The organism is Agrobacterium sp. 16-2014-1-2a (assembly GCF_053522705.1).
The window spans coordinates 542,397-561,731 of sequence record NZ_JBNWBX010000002.1; the positions used below are offsets into that span (position 1 = coordinate 542,397).

22 protein-coding genes are annotated in these 19,335 nt (G+C 59.2%); 13 read left to right on the top strand and 9 right to left on the bottom strand.

Features of this window, described 5'->3' with window-relative positions; all coding sequences use genetic code 11:
* Positions 1–5 precede the first annotated feature (5 nt).
* From ACQZ45_RS11410 to ACQZ45_RS11425, 4 genes are all read left to right on the top strand, one after another.
* Complete coding sequence (locus ACQZ45_RS11410) at positions 6–1,799, top strand: acetolactate synthase 3 large subunit (protein WP_113291164.1); 1,794 nt, start codon at positions 6–8, stop codon at positions 1,797–1,799.
* A 19-nt stretch (positions 1,800–1,818) separates the two neighbouring features.
* Complete coding sequence (gene ilvN / locus ACQZ45_RS11415; protein ID WP_003513099.1) at positions 1,819–2,391, top strand: acetolactate synthase small subunit; 573 nt, start codon at positions 1,819–1,821, stop codon at positions 2,389–2,391.
* Between the two features lie 133 nt (positions 2,392–2,524).
* Complete coding sequence (locus tag ACQZ45_RS11420; RefSeq protein ID WP_003513097.1) at positions 2,525–2,893, top strand: ArsR/SmtB family transcription factor; 369 nt, start codon at positions 2,525–2,527, stop codon at positions 2,891–2,893.
* A complete protein-coding gene (locus tag ACQZ45_RS11425) occupies positions 2,886–3,416 on the top strand; it encodes an SRPBCC family protein (RefSeq protein WP_065659217.1) in 531 nt (176 codons plus the stop codon). The genes ACQZ45_RS11420 and ACQZ45_RS11425 overlap by 8 nt, the downstream gene beginning before the upstream one ends.
* A 154-nt stretch (positions 3,417–3,570) precedes the next feature.
* Here ACQZ45_RS11425 and ACQZ45_RS11430 read toward each other — a convergent pair whose 3' ends face one another.
* A complete protein-coding gene (locus tag ACQZ45_RS11430; protein WP_113291163.1) occupies positions 3,571–4,416 on the bottom strand; it encodes an aldo/keto reductase in 846 nt (281 codons plus the stop codon).
* A gap of 162 nt (positions 4,417–4,578) precedes the next feature.
* Between ACQZ45_RS11430 and ACQZ45_RS11435 the strand changes: the two genes are divergently transcribed.
* The gene (locus ACQZ45_RS11435; RefSeq protein WP_113291162.1) at positions 4,579–5,172 is read left to right on the top strand and encodes a LysE family translocator; all 594 of its coding nucleotides are present in this window, start codon (positions 4,579–4,581) and stop codon (positions 5,170–5,172) included.
* Positions 5,173–5,231: 59 nt separating this feature from the next.
* Here ACQZ45_RS11435 and ACQZ45_RS11440 read toward each other — a convergent pair whose 3' ends face one another.
* Genes ACQZ45_RS11440 through ACQZ45_RS11450 form a run of 3 tightly spaced genes read right to left on the bottom strand, consistent with a single transcriptional unit; the run spans position 5,232 to position 6,938 of the window.
* Positions 5,232–6,020, bottom strand: coding sequence for an anti-sigma factor family protein (locus ACQZ45_RS11440; protein WP_003513088.1), 789 nt, complete (start codon positions 6,018–6,020; stop codon positions 5,232–5,234).
* The gene (locus tag ACQZ45_RS11445; protein WP_162686695.1) at positions 6,017–6,574 is read right to left on the bottom strand and encodes an RNA polymerase sigma factor; all 558 of its coding nucleotides are present in this window, start codon (positions 6,572–6,574) and stop codon (positions 6,017–6,019) included. Before ACQZ45_RS11445 ends, ACQZ45_RS11440 begins: the two co-directional genes overlap by 4 nt.
* Entirely contained in the window at positions 6,558–6,938 is a 381-nt protein-coding gene (locus ACQZ45_RS11450; RefSeq protein ID WP_113291218.1) for a COG4315 family predicted lipoprotein, read from the bottom strand. Before ACQZ45_RS11450 ends, ACQZ45_RS11445 begins: the two co-directional genes overlap by 17 nt.
* A 133-nt stretch (positions 6,939–7,071) precedes the next feature.
* Between ACQZ45_RS11450 and ACQZ45_RS11455 the strand changes: the two genes are divergently transcribed.
* Together ACQZ45_RS11455 and ACQZ45_RS11460 are read left to right on the top strand one after the other, a co-directional pair.
* Positions 7,072–7,431, top strand: coding sequence for an ArsR/SmtB family transcription factor (locus tag ACQZ45_RS11455; RefSeq protein ID WP_013636466.1), 360 nt, complete (start codon positions 7,072–7,074; stop codon positions 7,429–7,431).
* On the top strand, positions 7,428–7,910 hold the full coding sequence (locus ACQZ45_RS11460) for an SRPBCC family protein (protein WP_013636465.1): 483 nt from the start codon (positions 7,428–7,430) through the stop codon (positions 7,908–7,910). Before ACQZ45_RS11455 ends, ACQZ45_RS11460 begins: the two co-directional genes overlap by 4 nt.
* Positions 7,911–7,916: 6 nt before the next feature.
* Here ACQZ45_RS11460 and ACQZ45_RS11465 read toward each other — a convergent pair whose 3' ends face one another.
* Together ACQZ45_RS11465 and ACQZ45_RS11470 are read right to left on the bottom strand one after the other, a co-directional pair.
* Positions 7,917–8,399, bottom strand: coding sequence for a DUF2269 family protein (locus ACQZ45_RS11465; RefSeq protein ID WP_003513079.1), 483 nt, complete (start codon positions 8,397–8,399; stop codon positions 7,917–7,919).
* On the bottom strand, positions 8,399–9,685 hold the full coding sequence (locus ACQZ45_RS11470; RefSeq protein WP_013636464.1) for an SDR family oxidoreductase: 1,287 nt from the start codon (positions 9,683–9,685) through the stop codon (positions 8,399–8,401). The genes ACQZ45_RS11465 and ACQZ45_RS11470 overlap by 1 nt, the downstream gene beginning before the upstream one ends.
* Before the next feature lie 124 nt (positions 9,686–9,809).
* On the opposite strand from ACQZ45_RS11470, the gene ACQZ45_RS11475 reads away from it, so the two are divergent.
* Entirely contained in the window at positions 9,810–10,937 is a 1,128-nt protein-coding gene (locus ACQZ45_RS11475) for an ATP-dependent DNA helicase (protein WP_003513075.1), read from the top strand.
* Between the two features lie 107 nt (positions 10,938–11,044).
* Here the strand turns inward: ACQZ45_RS11475 and ACQZ45_RS11480 are convergent, their stop codons facing one another.
* Complete coding sequence (locus tag ACQZ45_RS11480; RefSeq protein ID WP_013636463.1) at positions 11,045–11,740, bottom strand: MerR family transcriptional regulator; 696 nt, start codon at positions 11,738–11,740, stop codon at positions 11,045–11,047.
* A gap of 233 nt (positions 11,741–11,973) precedes the next feature.
* Between ACQZ45_RS11480 and ACQZ45_RS11485 the strand changes: the two genes are divergently transcribed.
* Positions 11,974–12,729, top strand: coding sequence for a pyridoxine 5'-phosphate synthase (locus tag ACQZ45_RS11485; RefSeq protein WP_003513071.1), 756 nt, complete (start codon positions 11,974–11,976; stop codon positions 12,727–12,729).
* A gap of 71 nt (positions 12,730–12,800) precedes the next feature.
* Positions 12,801–14,066 carry an NAD(P)/FAD-dependent oxidoreductase gene (locus tag ACQZ45_RS11490; RefSeq protein WP_003513069.1) on the top strand — a complete coding sequence of 422 codons (1,266 nt, stop codon included), beginning with the start codon at positions 12,801–12,803 and terminating at the stop codon, positions 14,064–14,066.
* 146 nt (positions 14,067–14,212) lie between these two features.
* On the opposite strand, the gene ACQZ45_RS11495 is transcribed toward ACQZ45_RS11490, so the two are convergent.
* A complete protein-coding gene (locus ACQZ45_RS11495) occupies positions 14,213–15,259 on the bottom strand; it encodes an NAD(P)-dependent alcohol dehydrogenase (RefSeq protein WP_003513067.1) in 1,047 nt (348 codons plus the stop codon).
* Between the two features lie 187 nt (positions 15,260–15,446).
* On the opposite strand from ACQZ45_RS11495, the gene ACQZ45_RS11500 reads away from it, so the two are divergent.
* The 3 genes from ACQZ45_RS11500 to ilvC all read left to right on the top strand — a co-directional run bounded on the left by ACQZ45_RS11500 (position 15,447) and on the right by ilvC (position 18,225).
* Entirely contained in the window at positions 15,447–16,355 is a 909-nt protein-coding gene (locus tag ACQZ45_RS11500) for an AraC family transcriptional regulator (protein ID WP_003513064.1), read from the top strand.
* A 152-nt stretch (positions 16,356–16,507) separates the two neighbouring features.
* Positions 16,508–17,161 carry a TetR/AcrR family transcriptional regulator gene (locus tag ACQZ45_RS11505; RefSeq protein WP_003513063.1) on the top strand — a complete coding sequence of 218 codons (654 nt, stop codon included), beginning with the start codon at positions 16,508–16,510 and terminating at the stop codon, positions 17,159–17,161.
* Between the two features lie 44 nt (positions 17,162–17,205).
* A complete protein-coding gene (gene ilvC, locus ACQZ45_RS11510) occupies positions 17,206–18,225 on the top strand; it encodes a ketol-acid reductoisomerase (RefSeq protein ID WP_003507583.1) in 1,020 nt (339 codons plus the stop codon).
* A 73-nt stretch (positions 18,226–18,298) separates the two neighbouring features.
* On the opposite strand, the gene ACQZ45_RS11515 is transcribed toward ilvC, so the two are convergent.
* Complete coding sequence (locus ACQZ45_RS11515) at positions 18,299–19,330, bottom strand: endonuclease/exonuclease/phosphatase family protein (protein ID WP_003513062.1); 1,032 nt, start codon at positions 19,328–19,330, stop codon at positions 18,299–18,301.
* Positions 19,331–19,335 lie beyond the last annotated feature (5 nt).

Below are 19,335 nucleotides of genomic sequence, written 5' to 3' on the forward strand. Positions count from 1 at the left end.
AGGCAATGACGGATAAGGATAATACGGAAAACAGCAATAGCATGACAGGTGCGGAGATTGTTCTGAAGGCGCTGAAGGACAACGGCGTCGAGCACATCTTCGGTTATCCTGGTGGTGCCGTGCTTCCGATCTACGACGAGATTTTCCAGCAGGAAGACATTCAGCATATCCTCGTACGTCACGAGCAGGGTGCCGGCCATGCTGCCGAAGGTTATGCCCGCTCCACCGGCAAGGTCGGTGTCATGCTCGTTACCTCCGGCCCCGGCGCCACCAATGCGGTCACCCCGCTGCAGGATGCGCTGATGGATTCCATTCCGCTCGTCTGCCTTTCCGGCCAGGTTCCGACATCGCTGATCGGCTCCGACGCATTTCAGGAATGCGATACCGTCGGCATTACGCGCCCCTGCACCAAGCACAACTGGCTGGTAAAGGACGTCAACGAACTGGCGGGCATTATCCATGAGGCCTTCCGCATCGCACAGACTGGTCGTCCCGGCCCCGTCGTCGTAGATATTCCGAAGGACATCCAGTTCGCCACCGGCACCTATACGCCGCCTTCCGCTGCCATTCAGCAGAAGAGCTACAAGCCGAAGGTTCAGGGCGATCTCAACGCCATTCACGCGGCCATCGAATTGATGTCTAAGGCAAAGAAGCCGGTTTTCTACACCGGTGGTGGCGTCATCAACTCCGGCCCGGAAGCGACACGGCTGCTGCGCGAACTGGTAGAGCTGACCGGTTTCCCGATCACCTCGACGCTGATGGGTCTCGGCGCCTATCCGGCTTCCGGCAAGAACTGGCTCGGCATGTTGGGCATGCACGGTTCATACGAAGCCAATATGACAATGCATGATTGCGACGTGCTGGTCTGCATCGGCGCACGTTTCGACGACCGTATTACCGGGCGCCTGAATGCGTTTTCGCCGAACTCCAAGAAGATTCACGTCGATATCGATCCGTCCTCGATCAACAAGACCGTGCGCGTCGACGTTCCGATCATTGGCGACGTCAGCCATGTTCTGGAAGATATGGTTCGCCTGTGGCGCGCTTTGCCGAAGAAGCCGGAAAAAGCGCAGACCGCGGACTGGTGGCTGCAGATCGAGCGCTGGCGCGCCCGCAACTCCTTTGCCTACAAGAATTCCAATGATGTCATCATGCCGCAATATGCATTGCAGCGTCTTTACGAGGCATCGAAGGGGCGGGAGACTTTCATCACCACCGAAGTTGGTCAGCACCAGATGTGGGCGGCGCAGTTCTTCGGCTTCGAGGAGCCGAACCACTGGATGACTTCGGGCGGTCTCGGTACCATGGGATACGGCCTGCCGGCAGCTATCGGCGTTCAGGTCGCGCATCCGGAAGCGCTGGTTATCGACATTGCCGGTGATGCCTCGATCCAGATGTGCATTCAGGAAATGTCCTGCGCCATCCAGTACGGTCTGCCCGTGAAGATTTTCATCCTCAACAACCAGTATATGGGCATGGTGCGGCAGTGGCAGCAGTTGCTGCACGGCAACCGCCTGTCCAACTCCTATACCGAAGCCATGCCTGACTTCGTCAAACTGGCGGAAGCCTATGGCGCGGTTGGCATGTATTGCGACGATCCGAAGCAGCTGGACGACAAGATCGCCGAGATGATTGCGGTCAACAGGCCGGTCATCTTCGATTGCCGCGTTGCCAATCTCGCCAATTGCTTCCCGATGATCCCATCTGGTAAAGCCCATAACGAGATGCTGTTGCCGGACGAGGCGACGGATGAAGCTGTTGCCAACGCCATCGATGCCAAGGGCCGTCAGCTAGTCTGAGCCGGGAGAGGAAAAGGACATGAACGCACACCTACAACCCACCGGCTCCGCCTATTTCATCCAGAAGGAAACGGCTGCCGTCGAAAATCACACGCTGTCGGTTCTCGTCAGCAACGAGCCGGGCGTTCTCGCCCGGGTCATCGGCCTGTTTTCCGGCCGGGGTTACAACATCGAAAGCCTGACGGTTTCGGAAACCGAGCATGAGGCGCATCTGTCGCGCATCACGATCGTGACGCGCGGCACGCCGATCGTGCTGGAGCAGATCAAGGCGCAGCTGGAACGCATCGTTCCTGTGCACCGGGTGCTCGATCTTACCGTTCGCGCCCGCGAACTCGGTCAGGAACGGCCGATCGAGCGTGAAGTAGCGCTGATCAAGGTCGCCGGTTCGGGTGAAGCCCGCGCCGAGACGCTTCGTCTTGCGGATGCGTTTCAGGCCAAGGTGGTGGACGCGACAGTCGAGCATTTCATCTTCGAAATCACCGGCAAGTCGTCCAAGATCGACCAGTTCGTGGCCATCATCAAACCGCTCGGCCTGATCGAGATCTGCCGCACGGGTATCGCAGCCATGAACCGCGGTTCGCAGGGGATGTGATCCTCCGACTTTCGAATATCCTTGTAATACCAAGCCCGCGGTTCGCCGCGGGTTTTTTTATGGGCTTTGCTCCGGTGAATTGATATTCAACCATATGGTTGACTTTCTAGTCTGGCGGCCTATATTCAACAACATGGTTGAATTATCTGTTCCACATCTCGACACTGTCTTTCATGCCCTTGGCGATGCGACGCGGCGCACGATGCTGCGCGATCTATCCCGTGGCGAGCGAACGGTGAGCCAGTTGGCCGAGCCGTTCGACATATCGCTGGCTGCGGCATCCAAGCACATCAAGGCGCTGGAAAACGCCGGGCTTATCCGCCGTGAGGTAAGGGGGCGCACCCATGTCTGCCGCCTTGCGCCGGAACGGTTGGCAGAGGCGCATGAATGGCTGGATTTCTACCGGCAGTTCTGGAACAGCCGCCTCGATATTCTTGAGCAGATGCTCAGGGAGGATGATCAGGGAAAATCCCCTGCAGATGGAGGAAATGACAATGGCTGATATTGCAATGCCTGACGCCTATGGCCGGCTCGTCGAGCCGACAACCCTGAAGATAGAACGGCTCCTGCCGGGACCAATCGAGCGGGTCTGGGCCTATCTGACACAGAGCGAACTTCGCCGCCGGTGGCTGGCGTCCGGCGAGATGCGGCTCGCGCCCGACGCACCATTTGAACTCGTCTGGCGCAACGACGAGCTTTCCGACCCGCCGGGCAGCCGCCCGGAAGGTTTTTCCGAAGAGAACAGGATGACCTCACGCATCATCACTGTCGTTGCGCCGCACCGCCTCGTCTTCACCTGGGGTGAGAGCGCAGAGGTGTCTATCGAGCTTCAGGCTCTGGGTAAGGAAGTGCTTCTGACACTGGTTCACCGCCGGCTTGCGGATCGCACGACCAAGCTCAATGTCAGCGCTGGCTGGCATGCGCATCTCGACATTCTCGCCGCCCGTCTTCAGGAAAAGGAACCGGGGCCTTTCTGGGATAGCTGGCTGGGGCTGAAAGAGGAATATGAGCGCCGCATACCATAACTCGGTGTAGCTTGTCTGGTAGACTGACGGCGCGGTTCGCTGCGCCGTTATTGAATTGAAATGTTGCAGCCCAAAGCATCAGTTCGCGGGGCTCACACTTCGATTCAATTGCTTGAGTGCCTGATTCCGAAAAACATCTTAATGCTTTGTTAAATCACAGCATTTCCAACGCCGTCTTGCGTGTCGGTGGAGGGAAGGCGGCATCCAGTGCGGCCCAGTCCTCATCGGTGATTTCGAGATCGGTGGCACCTCGGTTCTCCTCCACGCGTGCGGCGCTGGCGGATTTTGGAATGGCGATGACGCCTTCTCTTTCCAGAAGAAAGGCCAGTGCCAGTTGCGCAGGCGTAGCCTGATAGGCCTTGGCGATGCGGATGAGTTCGTGGTTGTTGAGGATGCGCCCCTGTTCGATTGGTGAATAGGCCATCAGCGGCACGCTGTGCCACTGACACCAGGGCAGAAGCGAAAATTCCGGTCCACGCCGGGAGAGATTGTAGAGCACCTGATTGGCGGCGCAATTCTTACCGTCGGGAACAGCGAAAAGCTCCTCCATGTCGTCGGTGTCGAAATTCGAGACGCCCCAGTCGCCGATCTTGCCGGCTTTTTTCAGCTTTTCGAAAGCGGCCACCGTTTCTTCCAGCGGGTGATCACCACGCCAATGCAGCAGATAGAGATCGAGCCGGTCGGTGCCGAGCCTTGCGAGGCTGCGCTCGCAGGCCTCAATCGTGCCTCGGGCGCTGGCGTTCCAGGGATAGACCTTGCTGACCAGAAACACCTCGTCGCGCCGGCCGGCAATCGCCGTGCCCACCACCTCTTCGGATCGGCCGTCTGCATACATTTCGGCCGTGTCGATCAGCGTCATGCCGAGATCGATCGCCTTGCGAATGCTCTCGACTTCCTGCGGAACCGATGATCTCATCTCGCCCATGTTCCAGGTGCCGAGGCCAAGGGCTGGTATCTCTTTTCCGGATGGCAGGGTGACGGAAGGAATGTCGTCATACATCGGTTCGCTCCAGCGGTTGTTGACGGAGAATAGCCCTTTGTTCCGACTTCTCAAACCCGGCATGAAAAGGATCGATCCATCAAAAAATTTGACTACGCCTATCGGTTGATCGGACTGGTTTGATGGTGGTTCGGCGGATAGGGTCTTTTCACAGGAGAGATCATGACTGTCGAAACCCTCGTTGCGCTGGTGCTGTTTGCCTTCACAACCTCCATTACGCCCGGCCCGAACAATATGATGCTTTTTGCCTCCGGCGTGAATTTCGGGTTCCGCCGCACGATCCCGCATATGCTGGGCATCGGGGCGGGGTTCCTGTCATTGCTGATCGGCGTCGGATTTGGGCTTGGCGCGCTGCTGCACTCCGTGCCCTTGCTCTATACCGTGCTGAAATTCGCGGGCGGACTTTATCTCGTCTGGATCGCGTGGAAGATCGGCACGTCCCGCAGCCTGAACGAGGGTGCTGCCGCATCGGCGCCGATGAGCTTTCTTGCCGCCGCAGCCTTTCAGTGGGTCAATCCCAAGGCTTGGGTAATGGCCGTGACGGCGATGGCGACCTATACGGATGAGGGGCAATATCTCGTCACCGTTTTGATCGTCGGCGTGGTTTTCGCCGCAGTCAATCTTCCCAGCGTTTCGACCTGGGCGGGCTTCGGCTCGGCCCTGCGCGACTGGCTTTCCGTTCCCGTGCGGCTCAAATGGTTCAACATCACCATGGCCGTCCTTCTCGTCGTCAGCCTCTGGCCGATGTTGAAATAGGTGTTCTCCCTTCATCCCTGTGCCTGGCGCATGGATGTGGGGTGGGGGTATAGGTTATTCTACGCAGGGAACTGGCGGTAACATTCCTCGGCGATCTTCTGCACCTCGGCGCGCGTCAGTTCGGCAGAAACCGCATAGCCGAGTTCGTTGTCGATCCAGTAAAAGGTCTCGACGCCATCGGCGCTCGCCATGCGGAAGCTGGTGGTGCGGTTTTCCTCGTTGTGGCCGACCAGCACCGTTACCCGACGGCCGGTCTTGTCCTGATACATCAGCATCGCCCCTGGCTTGCCGCTGACGGGGATCAGGCGCCCGCCGACGAGATCATATCCGATCTTGGAAAGATCGGGGATGGCGAAGGGATAACCGAGCCTTTTGCCGAGCCATGTTGCAAGGTGCTGCTGCTGTTCGGCTCCAACTTCAACGGGGTGGCGCACCTCGCTTGCATAGATGAGATAGGCCGATTTCGCCTGCGCGGGAATGTCAGTTGTCAGCGATGCCAGAACCACGTCCTGCGGCGTGGCGAGCGGCGACGGCACAAGCCTGCCGGCTGCCGCACCCGCCGCGAAGATCAGCAACACAGCTGCCGTTCGCAGAAGAACCGGTTTCAGCCGCCACGCGGGCGCCTGTTTTCTTTCGGCAAGCATCGCGGTGTCGTGCGGATGTTCGGCGGCATAGGCGGCGAATGCGGCTCGCAGGGTTTCAGCCTGTTTTTTCCAGTCTTCCACACGCTCCCGCTCCTGCGGCCTTTCGGTCAACCAGGCCTCGACAGCCGCGCGGTCGTCGTCGGACAAAAGCCCATCGACATAAGCGTGCAGATCGTCTTCGGTAATGGCATCGGGCCTTTTCATCGTGGTCTCCGCAGGGGAATGATATTGTCCACCGCCAGGTGCTGGCGCAGGGTTTCGCGGGCGCGGGAAAGTCTGGACATGACGGTACCCACCGGGATCGACAATGTCTCGGCTGCCTCCTGATAGCTGTAGCCTTCCACCGTCACCAGCATCAGCACCGCCCGCATCTCTGGCGAAAGCAGCCCGAGCGCGACGTGCAGCCTATCGTTTTCCAGCGTGTCGCCGAGTGTGTCGGCAACGGCCAGGCTCTCATGGCCGTCGAGACTTTCGGACGGGTGACGTTTCGCGGCGCGGTGGCGGTTGCGATAAAGATTCGTCATTATCGCGTAAGCCCATGATTTCAAAGCCGTTCCGTGCCATTGCCTCTTGTTGGTCAGCGCCTTTTCCACGCAGTCCTGCAAAAGGTCCTCGCCATCGGCGTCGGAGCGGGAAAGGCTGCGGGAATAACGCCGCAGCATGGGTATCAGCGCCAGCATCTCCGCCTCGAAGGAGCCGGCTGCGGGGGAGAGGCTCCCCCGCGTCTTGCCATTCATGCCATCATGGTTTTGCGGCATCCCATACACCGTTCATACCGTCGCCGGTTGCATCGCCTTTTTTCATGTCCTTGGCCCAGTAGTAGAGCGGCATGCCGTCCTTTGCCCACTGCATCTTGCCGTCCTTGCGCGTCACGACGGAATAGGCGCCTTCGGCCTTGTCGCCAGTAGCCGCGAAGAACGGCGGCCAGTTGGTGGCGCACTTGTCATAACAATTGGATACGCCCTTCTTGTCGTTCTTGAAAGTGTAGAGCGTCATGCCTTTTTCGCCCGCAAGCACATTGCCTTTGGCGGTCTTGACCGTTTCGACTGCGGGTGCCGCATAGGCCGTTCCGGCAAATGCCAGAGCGAGGGCGGGAACGATAAAGCGGATTTTCATGGACATATCCTCCTTGGTTCGGGCGGCTTCTGCCGCCAGCACATCAAAAGACACCGCAGGTCACTGCTTTATTCCCTCCGCCGGTGCGATTTTTAAACTTATCCGTTGAGCTAAGTGTTTCGTCGTGATAGTTAGTCTTATGGATAACTATTCAGCCCCACTTGACGATATCTTCCAGTCCCTTGCCGATCCGACACGACGGGCCGTGCTTTTGCGGTTGGGCAGCGGGGATGCGAGCGTCGGCACGCTTTCCGAACCTTTCGCCATGGCCCTGCCGTCGTTCATGAAACACATCCGCCAGCTGGAAGGAGCGGGGTTGATCGTGACGCGCAAGCAGGGCCGGGTGCGGTTCTGCTCGCTGGAGAAACAACGGTTTTCGATGATCGAGGGCTGGCTTTCGCAACAGCATGCCATCTGGGAAGGCCGGACGGACCGGCTTGAACAGTTCGTCATGGCGCAGCAGGACAGAACCTCCGATAAAGGGGAGAATGACAAATGACCGACACTTTCAATCCCGATCTCGATCTGAAGATTTCAAGGATCATCAGGGCGCCGCGCCAGCTGGTCTGGAACGCCTGGGTCGACAAAAATAGCCTCGAACAGTGGTGGGTGCCGCATCCCGGCCAATGCCGTGTCGAGAAAATGGAGCTTTTCCCCGGCGGCGCTTTCGAGACCCGCTACAGCGAAGACGGGAAGGCATTTGGCGATCACATAAGCGGATGTTTCCTGGCGGTGGATCATGAGGAGCGTCTGGTCTTCACCGATGCGCTGACTTCAGGCTTTCGCCCGTCCGCGCGCCCATTCCTCACCGCGGTGATGAGTTTTCGCGATCATCCTGAAGGAATGGAATATGTGGCCTATGCCATGCACAGAAATCCTGGGGATCGCGACAAGCACGCGGAGATGGGCTTTTTCGACGGCTGGAACACGGTTGCCGAACAACTGGCGCAGCTTGTCGAAAGACAGGCGATCAATTGAGGCGCATCAACCGAACAGGGCAATATCCGGCTTGGTCAGCATCAGCCAGATGATGCCGAGAACCGCGAAGAAAGCCGGAAAACCGCAGGCAAACCAGATGCGGTAGAGACGGAACCATTGCGGCGGCAGGGCCTCGTCCGCAGCGACACAATCGCGGGCGATATCGCGTAGCTTGATCTGGATCCACACCACCGGCAGCCAGAAAATGCCGGTGAAGACATAAAGGCAGAGCGAAAGGGCGATCCAGCCTTCGCTCAGCGGCCAGCCGATGATGCGCGCCAGAAAATAACCGGTGACCGGCTGGATGATCGCCGCCGTGGCGGTGAAGATGGTGTCGGCGATGACGACCGTGCCCGAAACATGGGCGATCAGCGCCGGGTTTGCCGTCCGCCGCGCCATCACCATGAAAAACGCTATGCCAGCCCCGGTGCCGAACAGCACGGTTGCGCCGATGACATGGGCGAGCCGCAGAAGGTCTTCAGGTGTCATCAGCGTTCATCCAATGTGGCAAGGGCGACAAGTGTCAGGGCGATGGAGGGCAGGACCTTGACGAGGGGGCCGAGCGGATCGAGCCACAGACCCGGCTCCAGCAGACTGCCACCAGTCAGATAGGCGGCGGTGACCAGGAGCATGGCGATGAGCGCTTTTCTGGCAAGTGGTCTTATCAGGACGGTGACGCCCAGGGCGATATCGATGAGGCAGGTGGCGAGTGTGAGGGTGACGGCTGGCACTTGCGGCATGAAGGGCAGGAAATGCGCGGCCGAGCTGTCGATATCAAGCAGCGGTACGAGGCCGGACAATAGCCAGAACAGCGACAGGCAGAGAATGAGGACGGGTTTGAGCAGATATGATCTGGCAAACCACAGGTCCTGCACGCCGGAAGGGTGAGCTGCCAGCGTGTCCCTCAAGCTCTTGAGCGACGTCGTCGCTTTTGGCGCGCTGTTCTCCGTCACGATACCTTCCGACATCACCCTCATGGCGGTTGAGCGCAACGGCGACCGCCAGCCGAGCTTTCCCGCAATATCCGCCGTGAGGGCGACGGGGCGCATGAAGGCAGTCGGAAGATTTAGCGCGGGAGCAGGGGCGAGGCCGAGCCATTGCCGGTGCGCAGCGACTACGCCTTGCAATGTCAGCGTTTCGTTTGCTGCCAACTCGATATCGCTGCCTGACGGGATTTCGCCATCTATTGCCGCGCTGACTGCCAACGCGACATCTTCGACTGCGACGGTCTGTACAGGCATCTTGCCGTTTACGAGCGGCACAGCGAAGGGGAAGCTTGCAAGCGCGCGCACGAGTGCTGTGCCGCCATGGGCGTTGCGGCCGACAACCAGTGCGGGGCGGAGAATGACAAAGCGCAGACCGCTTGCGGCAAGTGCCACATCGGCGCGGCGTTTGGTGGCGAGGAAGGGCAGTTGGGAAGCGGCTCCGGAAGTGCGGGCCGATATCTGGATCACAAGCTTGCCGCCCGCATTTACCGCTGCCCGGTAGAGCGCCAGCATCGCTTTTTCCTGCGTCGCGGCAAGATCATCCGACAGGCCGTCCTGAAGCGCACCTGCGCAATTGACGATGGCGTCATGGTCGCTAACGAGTGCCGCCCAGTCGGCAGCGCTGGTCATACGCGAGAGATCGGCCGGAACCCAGCTGGCGAAAGGCCATTTATCTTTCGCGCGCGCAATGGTGCGAGCCAGCCCAGTAACGGTGTGACCTTTGCCGTGAAGGCTGCGGATCACTTCGGAACCGATGAAACCCGTTGCGCCCAGAATCAATATCTTCATGGGCGGCATGATACCCGCCATGGTTTAAAAACCAGCCGTGTTTTATTGCCGCATTCTGATGGTGTGATTCATCTTTCGTTCTTTTTCTGTTGCGCACGGTGCTCGAATCCTGCGATGAGGGCGCATGTTATTTTCACCGCAACAGGACGAAGCGCTCAAGGCTGTTTCCCGCTGGCTGAAGGAAGGCCGGACGCCGGTTTTTCGGTTGTTCGGTTATGCCGGAACCGGAAAGACAACGCTTGCCAAACATTTCGCGGAAAATGTCGATGGCGAAGTGCTGTTTGCGGCCTTCACCGGCAAGGCGGCGCAGGTGCTGCGCTCGCGCGGGGCGACCAATGCCCGCACCATCCATTCGCTGATCTACCGCCCGCGCGGCGAAGAGACCGTGGAAGACGAGGAGACGGGCAAGACCTCGGTCGCGCCAATGTTTTCCATCAACCGCCAGAGCCCGCTCGCCAAGGCGGCACTCATCATCATCGATGAATGTTCGATGGTGGATGAGCAGCTCGGCAAGGATCTGATGAGCTTCGGCACGCCGATTCTCGTGCTCGGCGATCCCGGACAGTTGCCGCCGGTTTCAGGCGGTGGCTTCTTCACGGAGCAGGAGCCTGATTACCTGCTCTCCGAAATCCATCGGCAGGCCAAGGACAATCCCATCATCCACCTTGCCATGGATGTGCGGGAAGGCCGCGAGATCATGCGTGGCGATTACGGTGCCGCGCAGGTGATTTCCAAGTCCGAGGTGACACAGTCGCTCGTGCTCGATGCCGATCAGGTGCTCGTCGGCACAAATCGCACGCGCCGTCGTTATAACCAGCGGCTTCGCGAGCTGAAGGGATTTACGGCCGATTATCCGCAATCCGGCGACAAGCTGGTTTGCTTGAGGAACGATCCGGCCAAGGGCCTGCTGAACGGCTCTCTCTGGCAGGTCATGAGTTCGTCGCGCGAGACGGTGAAACCCGGCATCAACCTCATGATCCGGCCTGAAGACGACGATATGGATCGCGGCGCGGCCAAGATCAAATTGCTGAAGGCGGCTTTCGAGGATGTGGAAACGGAAATTCCGTGGACCACCCGCAAGCGTTATGACGAGTTCGATTTCGGCTATGCTCTGACCGTGCATAAGGCGCAGGGTTCGCAGTGGAACAATGTGGTTCTCTTTGACGAGAGCTATGCCTTCCGCGATTCGCGCGAGCGGTGGCTTTACACCGCCATCACCCGCGCCGCAGAAACACTCACAATCGTTCGCTGAGATAGAGCATTTCCGGTGAATAGCGGGACACCTTCAATGCTCCATTTCTTTTGTCTGCGCATTGTCCGGACGGAAAACCGCTGTGTAGTTTTCGTGGAAATGCTTTGTTAGGCGCGGATGACACCGAGCAGAACCGCTTTGGCGACCGCCTGAAAGCGGTTGCTGGCACTGAACTTGCCGATGATCTTCGCCTCCAGTTCGTTGAGGTCGTTACCTGAAAGGCCGAGAGCGCGCGCGAGCCTTACCGGGGCGTACCCCTCCGCCATCAGTTCCAGGCATTTTCGCTCGTTGTCTGTCAGCGCGATATCCTTGCCCGGTGCCCGCTCAGCCGCGTCGAGGCCATCAGCATCGTTATCGGTGGCGAGCAGTTCCTCGATCTGCTGGGCCTGGCGCTGAAGCGTGGAGCGTTCCGCGGTCAGTTCTCTTTTTCGCTGCCGCAGCGCGGAGTGGAATATCTCGTCCGCTTCTTCCTGCGAGAGAGAGCGGGCAAGTTTTTCCATGATGTCTGTAATGGCTGCGACGGAAATGCCGACTTCGCGACAGACATTTATCACCGCCATGCGTTGCACGTTGCGATGGGAATAAACCCGCATCTGGCCGATGCGTTTTGAGGTCAGCAGCGCCTTTTCTTCGTAAAAATGCAGGGTCCGGTGCGTTACGCCGAAAATGTTGGCCATGTCGGCGATGGGAACCGGTTCGGCGGGCAGGGAGGAGGGCAGGCTTATATCCGGTAAAAAGCTGCTGATCCTTAGATTGGGTTTGTCCTCGTCGCCGTGTTCAAACGGCATCCTGCCATTCTGCATCGTTTCCCCCTTCGCGCGTTTTGACAGTGTGCCTGCTTTTTATGGCATTCGTTACTTGTTCCCCACCGCAGATCTGTCTTCTGATCAAGACATTTTGCCGATGCTGCATGAGAACCGTAACCTGTATTGCCTGCTTTCGTTCCCGTATCCTTAAAAAATTTTATCGGCCTCCTTGCGGTCGGCGTCAACCTGCGTGAAACAGGATGTCAATTCCGAACCGGAGCCTCGATGTCATGCCCGCAAAACTTTCCGTCAATCTGAACGCAATTGCCATGCTGCGCAACCGTCGCGATCTCCCATGGCCGGATGTCGCGCATTTCGGGCATATTGCACTTGCTGCGGGTGCTAGCGGGCTGACTGTACACCCTCGGCCGGACCAGCGCCATATCCGCTTTTCGGACCTGCCGGTGCTGCGTGCGCTCATCGATGACAGTTTCCCAAGCGCGGAATTCAACATCGAAGGTTATCCGACCGAGGATTTTCTCGTTCTGTGCGAACAGACACAGCCTGAGCAGGTGACGCTGGTGCCCGACGATCCGTCGCAGGCGACATCAGACCATGGCTGGGATTTCCGCAAGCACGCGGTTTTCCTGAGAGAAGCCGTTGGGCGCCTCAAGGCCGGCGGTATGCGGGTTTCGCTTTTTGCCGATGGTGACGGCGAGCGCGAAGCGGTGGAGCTGGCGGCTGAGACGGGTGCTGCCCGCATCGAGCTCTATACCGGTCCCTATGGCGGCTGTTTTGACGATCCGCAAAAGGGTGACGCGCTTCTGGAAAAACTCGGACAGACGGCGGATTACGCCGCAGCGCTCGGGCTTGCCGTCAATGCCGGGCACGACCTGACTGTAGCAAACCTGCCCAAGCTTATGAAACGCATACCTTATCTTGCAGAGGTCTCCATCGGTCACGGGTTGACGGCGGATGCGCTGGAATATGGCATGGCTGAAACAGTCCGGCGTTTTTGTCGCGCCTGCGGTCAGGCTATTTCATAACCAAAGTCAATTTTTTTGCCTATAATCTGCTTGCGCATGCTCCGTGCGCGAGCTTTTAAAGGCAGAGACACATGCAAGAACATCACGTTGTCGTCGTGGGTGGAGGCTTCGGCGGCTTACAAATGGTACACGGGCTGGAGGGGGCCCCTGTCCGCATCACATTGATTGACCGCCGCAACCATCATCTATTTCAGCCATTGCTTTATCAGGTTGCGACGACGGCTCTTGCGACATCCGAAATCGCCTGGCCGATCCGCCATCTTTACCGCGACCGCAAGGAAGTGACGACGCTGCTTGCGGAAGTGAACGGCGTAGACCGTGACGCGCGCACCGTGCATCTGAGTTCCGGTCAGGTCATCGGCTTCGATACGCTGGTGCTGGCCACCGGCGCCCGTCATGCCTATTTCGGCCGTGACGAATGGGAGCGTGCCGCTCCCGGCCTCAAGACGCTCGAGGATGCAACGACGATCCGCCGCCGCCTGCTTCTGGCTTTCGAGCGCGCGGAACTTGCCACCAGCGAAGAGGAACGGCAGGCGCAGCTGACCTTCGTCATCATCGGGGCAGGCCCGACGGGTGTGGAAATGGCGGGCATGATCGCCGAGCTTGCCCACAAGGCGCTGCCGCCGGAATTCCGCAATGTGGATACCAGAAAGAGCCGCGTGCTGCTTGTCGAGGCAGGTCCGCGCGTTCTGCCGGTTTTTACGGACGATCTTTCGGCCTATGCCAAGCAGGCGCTTGAAAAGCTCGGCGTCGAGGTTCTGCTCGGCACACCGGTGACGGCCTGCACCGATGAGGGTGTGACGGTGGGTGAGACCTTTTATCCGTGCCGCACGGTGGTCTGGGCCGCCGGCGTGCAGGCGTCTCCCGCTGCAAAGTGGCTGAATGCTGCTGCCGACAGGGCGGGACGCGCTATCGTCGGGCCGCATCTCAATCTGGAAGACGACCCCAATATCTTCGTCATCGGCGATACGGCCGCCGTCAATCAGGAAAACGGCAAACCGGTGCCGGGCATTGCACCTGCAGCCAAGCAGCAGGGCGCCCATGTGGCAAAGGTCATCAAGGCGCGGCTATCCGGAGAGCCGGAGCCCGCGCCGTTCCGCTACAGCCATCAGGGTAATCTGGCGACCATCGGCAAACGCGCGGCGGTGATCGATTTCGGCAGGTTCAAGCTCAAGGGCGTGCTTGCTTGGTGGATCTGGGGGCTTGCCCACATCTACTTCCTGATCGGAACGCGCTCGCGGCTGGCCGTGGCGTGGAGCTGGCTGTGGATTTACCTCAGCGGCCAGCACAGCGCGCGGCTTATCACCCAGAAAGAGACGTTGAAGGACGAGGCCTGAGGGCAGGGCGGGTAAAGGAAAGCGCGGGAAGCATTGGCTTCCCGCGCTCGCATTTACGGTCAGTGCGCCAAACCATTCCTCCGTCACGCCGTATTAAGTCCGGGGTGACGGAGTGCGGATGTGGCGAGCTTGTGCCAATCCAAGGCTCAAGCGTCGAGCGATGCCATGTCGATGACGAAGCGGTAGCGAACGTCGCTCTTCAGCACGCGCTCATAGGCTTCGTTGACATCCTGGATGTTGATCGTTTCGATCTCCGAGACGATGTCATGCTCACCGCAGAAATCCAGCATTTCCTGGGTTTCCTTGATCGAGCCGATCATCGAGCCGGAGAGGCTCTTCGCACCGATGATGAGCGAGAAGGCGTGGACCGGGATCGCATGTTCCGGTGCGCCGACCACGACCATGCTGCCCTTGGGCTTCAGGAGGCCGAGATAGGCGTTCCAGTCGATTGCGACACCTGCCGTGCAGATGATCAGGTCGAAGGTGCCGGCCAGCTTTTCGAAGGTCGAGGCGTCGCTGGTGGCGTAATATTCCTTCGCGCCGAGCTTCAGTCCGTCTTCCTTCTTCGACAGGGTCTGGGAAAGAACTGTGACATCCGCGCCCATGGCAGCGCCGAGCTTGACGCCCATGTGGCCAAGACCACCCATGCCGACGATTGCGACCTTCTGACCGGGACCGGCGTTCCAGCGGCGCAGCGGCGAGTAGAGCGTGATGCCTGCGCATAGAAGCGGCGCGGAAGCGTCGAGCGGCAGGTTGTCCGGGATCGACAGGACATAACCTTCCTTGACGACGATCGAGTCGGAATAACCGCCATGGGTGGCTGTCTTCGTATTCGGATCGACATCGTTATAGGTCTGGACGAGGCCGGGCATGTAGTGTTCGTTGTCGAGGTCGCGGGTGGCGCAACCGACGCAGGAATCGACGAAGCAGCCAACGCCGACATGATCGCCGACCTTGAATTTCGTGACCTTGGAGCCAACGGCTTTCACGACACCGGCAATCTCATGGCCGGGAACGATCGGGAAGACGGCATTCTTCCATTCGTTGCGGACGGTGTGGATGTCCGAGTGGCAGATGCCGGCATATTTGATATCGATGACAACGTCGTCATCGTTAGGCTCGCGGCGTTCGAAGGTGAACGGGGTAAGCGGCTTCGACGCATCGGTCGCAGCATAACCTCTTGCAATGGCCATCTGAATATCCTTTCGGGAGTTGGGGACGGCGGAATATGCAATGGAAGCGTGCCGGGGCGTTAGAGCGATCCTCCGAGCTTTTTGCACGATCCTGCAAAAAATTGCGGTGGGCTATTTGCGGAAACTGGCCCGGCTTTCTAGATAATGCAAACAGACACGCTGCTTCCTTCCCTAAAGGGTTTCCCACATGACCATGCCGTTCAATCTCTATCAGGAGATCGCCTCCATCGCCGCACGGCATGCCACCCGGGATGGCGAGGTCCAGACGGCAATCGAAACCCTCGGCATCAGCCGCCGGTCTACACCCAGCGCGCCGTGCCACGGCAGCTATCGTCCCTGTTTGGCAATGGTGATCCAGGGGTCGAAAAGCGTGCAGCTGGGAACGGATACGATCAATTACGGGGCCGGCGACTATCTTCTGACCTCGCTCGACCTGCCGGTTGCCTGGCGTGTAGTGGAAGCGAGCGAGGAAGTACCGCATTTTTGCATCGGGCTTGCGATCGACAGCGAAAAGCTGCTCGACCTTATGAGCCGCATGCCGATCGAGCGCCCTCAGGAGCCGGTAAGCGGCCAGCGCGGCATCGTGGTGAACGCCGCCACACCGGAGCTGCTTGATGCGGCCATCCGGCTGATGCGCCTGCTTGACCGCCCGGCGGATATTGCGGCCATGGCGCCGCTGATCGAGCAGGAAATCCTTTATCGAATCCTGACGGGACCAGCGGGTGGGCAGCTGATGAACATCGTCGCTGCCGGAAGCCACGGCAATCGGATCGCCCGCGCCATCTCCTGGCTGCGCGAGAATTTCGCGCGACAGCTGCGTATCGAGGAACTTGCGGAGCATATCGGCATGAGCGTGTCGTCTTTCCATCACCATTTCAAGACGATCACGGCCATGACCCCCATTCAGTACCAGAAGCAGTTGCGGCTGCATGAGGCGCGCCGGCTGATGCTGCTGGAGCGCCTGGATGCAGGCACGGCCGGCCATCGTGTCGGTTACCAGAGCCCTTCGCAGTTCAGCCGAGAATACAGCCGCTTTTACGGGATGTCGCCCTCACGCGACGTCGACGCCTCGCGTGAGATAAGCGCGGCCGGATAAAGCGGCATTATGGTGCGGCGCATCCTGCTGCCGCATCGCGTCAATTCGTACATCACCGTGAAGAAAGCGCTTGACGGGCAAGCTGCCTCCGCTTAAATGGCGCTCGAACCGTACCGTACGGTACATTAATCGAGCCTCTGGAGTGGAAATAAGTGGCCTCCGACCCGATCACAGCGCAGGAATTTTCGCCGCGCCAGAACGCCGTTCTGGATCAGGCATTGCGTCTTCTGGTCGAGGGTGGCGAGAAAGCGCTGACGACCTCTGGTCTTGCGCGTGCTGCCAACTGTTCCAAGGAAAGCCTCTACAAATGGTTTGGCGACCGGGACGGCCTGCTGGCTGCGATGATCACCTTCCAGCAGAGCAAGGTTCGCACCTTCGAGAAGGCGGGCGATCGCGTGTCTGCGCCGCAGCTTGCCGATCATCTCGAGGTTTTCGCACATGATCTGCTTGATGTGCTGGCGGGCGATGTGTCGCTGGCGCTCAACCGTCTGGCGATAGGGCAGGCGAGCCGTGATGGTTCCAAGCTTGGCGATCTTCTTCTGGAACGTGGCCGTCGCCAGATCGACCGCCGCGCCCGCGGGTTGATCGAGGCGGGTCGCCGTTCGGGTTACCTGCGTTTCGATGACGCCGAAGAGGCGTATCGCAGTTTTTACGGCCTCATCGTTTCGGATCTGCATGTGCGCATGCTGCTGGGCGAGGCGCCTGACAAGGATTTTTCCGCCCGGGCAAAGAAGGCGGTGGTCGCCTTTCTAACACTCTACGGCACGGAAAAGGTACATTCGGAACTGGGCGGCAAGGTCGCCTGAGGTTCCGGTTCACACAGAGACAAGCATTAGGGAAGGACCATAAAATGCGCGTTTATTATGATCGTGATGCGGATCTCAATCTCATCAAGTCCAAGAATGTCGTCATCGTCGGCTACGGTTCCCAGGGCCGCGCCCATGCGCTGAACCTCAAGGATTCCGGCGCCAAGAACGTCGTCATTGCTCTGAAGGCCGGTTCACCGACCGTCAAGAAGGCGGAAGCCGACGGCTTCAAGGTCATGACCGTCGCCGAAGCCGCCAAGTGGGGCGACCTTTTGATGATGGCGACGCCTGACGAATTGCAGGCCGACATCTACAAGGCCGACATTGCCGGCAACATCCGTGACGGTGCGGCGATTGCTTTCGCACACGGCCTCAACGTTCACTTCGGCCTCATCGAGCCGAAGGCTTCGCTCGACGTCGTCATGATCGCACCGAAGGGCCCCGGCCACACGGTTCGCGGCGAATACCAGAAGGGCGGCGGCGTTCCCTGCCTCGTTGCCGTTCACCAGAACGCTTCCGGCAACGCACTTGAACTCGCTCTCTCCTACGCCTGCGGCGTTGGCGGCGGCCGTTCTGGCATCATCGAAACCAACTTCAAGGAAGAGTGCGAAACCGACCTCTTCGGCGAACAGGTCGTTCTGTGCGGCGGTCTCGTAGAACTCATCCGCGCCGGTTTCGAAACCCTGGTCGAAGCCGGTTACGCACCGGAAATGGCCTATTTCGAATGCCTGCACGAAGTGAAGCTGATCGTTGACCTGATCTATGAAGGCGGCATCGCCAACATGAACTACTCGATCTCCAACACGGCCGAGTGGGGCGAATACGTCACCGGTCCTCGCATCATCACCGCTGACACCAAGGCTGAAATGAAGCGCGTTCTTCACGACATCCAGACCGGCAAGTTCACCACTGAGTGGATGCAGGAATGGAAGGCCGGCGGCGCACGCTTCAAGGGTATCCGTCGCAACAACGACGCCCACCAGATCGAAGAAGTCGGCGCAAAGCTGCGCGGCATGATGCCCTGGATCGGCAAGAACAAGCTGGTTGACAAGGCCGTCAACTAAGCTTCATTGCTTGACAGAATATTGGAAGGCCGGGGCGAGAGCTCCGGCCTTTCTGCATTGCGCCTGGCTAGGATCACACGATGGCGTCGGCTTCCTCGATAATGACCGATACGGGAAAGTGATCGGAGAAACCACCGAGATTGACGTTTTTGACTGCATCGCCTTTCGACAGGCCGAAGCGGATCGGCCCCTCATTCTTGCTGTGGCTGACCATGGCGGCAATGGCTTCAATTTTCGCGGTTTCCTCGCGCACCGCGAAGCCGCTGCTCCCGGTCAGAAGCGATCTTGAGACGAGGATCTGGTCGAAGATATTGGCGTCGCCGTTGAAATAGAGCGTGCCATAGATCGTTCTTGCCGTACCGACTGAATCCACCACCTGCTGGCGCAGGTAGTTCCAGGTGAGGTTGTAGAACATTGCCGATTGCGAGCTTTCGACATCGTCGCGCTCGCGGGTGGAATTGGCGTGATAGCGCAGCGATGCATCGGAAGGGTCGTCGTTGAAATCGCCGAAGGCGACGACGGCGATGTCGTTTCCTTTTTCTTCCCTGATCCGCTGGTGCCAGTAGCCAAGCGTCTCACCGGCGGTCATGCGAAAACCGGCGCTTTCCACCGCGCCGCCGGAGCGCGACGGCCAGTGATTGGAAAGGGCGATAAGCTGGCGTCCGCCCTTGGTGATGAAGGTGCATTGGGTAATGTCGCGGGTACCGGTGCGGCGCATCACGAAATGGCTGAAAATCTCGTTTTCGTTGATCAGTAGCTTCTTGCTGTCATAGATGAAGGCCGTATCGATGCCGCGCTGGTCCTTGCTGGAATCTGCATGCACCACACGGTAGGCGCGCTCGGGCATGAGGTCGTTCAGATGTTCCGCAAGCGTCTCCAGAACGAAACGGTTCTCGACTTCGCACACGCCGAGCAGATCCGGCCCGGCGCCGCCGATCTGTCTTATGATCAAACCGAGTTGCCTGAGCTTGGTCTTGAACAGATCTTCGGTCCAGCCTTTGAGATCGTTCTTCAGCCGCTCGGCAATCCAAGGTTCGCGCGCTGGATAACCCTCCGGCGCAAACAGGTTTTCGACATTCCAGAACGCCAGGACATATTGGGTCATGATAC

What these genes read in the sequence shown, in the direction of transcription:
- ACQZ45_RS11410 (WP_113291164.1), top strand. Translation starts at nt 6, where the DNA reads ATGACGGATAAGGATAATACGGAAAACAGCAATAGCATGACAGGTGCG.
- ACQZ45_RS11495 (WP_003513067.1), bottom strand. Translation starts at nt 15,259, where the DNA reads ATGGCCATTGCAAGAGGTTATGCTGCGACCGATGCGTCGAAGCCGCTT.
- ACQZ45_RS11485 (WP_003513071.1), top strand. Translation starts at nt 11,974, where the DNA reads ATGCCCGCAAAACTTTCCGTCAATCTGAACGCAATTGCCATGCTGCGC.
- ACQZ45_RS11480 (WP_013636463.1), bottom strand. Translation starts at nt 11,740, where the DNA reads ATGCAGAATGGCAGGATGCCGTTTGAACACGGCGACGAGGACAAACCC.
- ACQZ45_RS11460 (WP_013636465.1), top strand. Translation starts at nt 7,428, where the DNA reads ATGACCGACACTTTCAATCCCGATCTCGATCTGAAGATTTCAAGGATC.
- ACQZ45_RS11430 (WP_113291163.1), bottom strand. Translation starts at nt 4,416, where the DNA reads ATGTATGACGACATTCCTTCCGTCACCCTGCCATCCGGAAAAGAGATA.
- ACQZ45_RS11425 (WP_065659217.1), top strand. Translation starts at nt 2,886, where the DNA reads ATGGCTGATATTGCAATGCCTGACGCCTATGGCCGGCTCGTCGAGCCG.
- ACQZ45_RS11435 (WP_113291162.1), top strand. Translation starts at nt 4,579, where the DNA reads ATGACTGTCGAAACCCTCGTTGCGCTGGTGCTGTTTGCCTTCACAACC.
- ACQZ45_RS11490 (WP_003513069.1), top strand. Translation starts at nt 12,801, where the DNA reads ATGCAAGAACATCACGTTGTCGTCGTGGGTGGAGGCTTCGGCGGCTTA.
- ACQZ45_RS11465 (WP_003513079.1), bottom strand. Translation starts at nt 8,399, where the DNA reads ATGACACCTGAAGACCTTCTGCGGCTCGCCCATGTCATCGGCGCAACC.
- ilvC (WP_003507583.1), top strand. Translation starts at nt 17,206, where the DNA reads ATGCGCGTTTATTATGATCGTGATGCGGATCTCAATCTCATCAAGTCC.
- ACQZ45_RS11445 (WP_162686695.1), bottom strand. Translation starts at nt 6,574, where the DNA reads ATGCCGCAAAACCATGATGGCATGAATGGCAAGACGCGGGGGAGCCTC.
- ACQZ45_RS11515 (WP_003513062.1), bottom strand. Translation starts at nt 19,330, where the DNA reads ATGACCCAATATGTCCTGGCGTTCTGGAATGTCGAAAACCTGTTTGCG.
- ilvN (WP_003513099.1), top strand. Translation starts at nt 1,819, where the DNA reads ATGAACGCACACCTACAACCCACCGGCTCCGCCTATTTCATCCAGAAG.
- ACQZ45_RS11475 (WP_003513075.1), top strand. Translation starts at nt 9,810, where the DNA reads ATGTTATTTTCACCGCAACAGGACGAAGCGCTCAAGGCTGTTTCCCGC.
- ACQZ45_RS11440 (WP_003513088.1), bottom strand. Translation starts at nt 6,020, where the DNA reads ATGAAAAGGCCCGATGCCATTACCGAAGACGATCTGCACGCTTATGTC.
- ACQZ45_RS11450 (WP_113291218.1), bottom strand. Translation starts at nt 6,938, where the DNA reads ATGTCCATGAAAATCCGCTTTATCGTTCCCGCCCTCGCTCTGGCATTT.
- ACQZ45_RS11420 (WP_003513097.1), top strand. Translation starts at nt 2,525, where the DNA reads ATGGTTGAATTATCTGTTCCACATCTCGACACTGTCTTTCATGCCCTT.
- ACQZ45_RS11470 (WP_013636464.1), bottom strand. Translation starts at nt 9,685, where the DNA reads ATGAAGATATTGATTCTGGGCGCAACGGGTTTCATCGGTTCCGAAGTG.
- ACQZ45_RS11455 (WP_013636466.1), top strand. Translation starts at nt 7,072, where the DNA reads ATGGATAACTATTCAGCCCCACTTGACGATATCTTCCAGTCCCTTGCC.
- ACQZ45_RS11500 (WP_003513064.1), top strand. Translation starts at nt 15,447, where the DNA reads ATGACCATGCCGTTCAATCTCTATCAGGAGATCGCCTCCATCGCCGCA.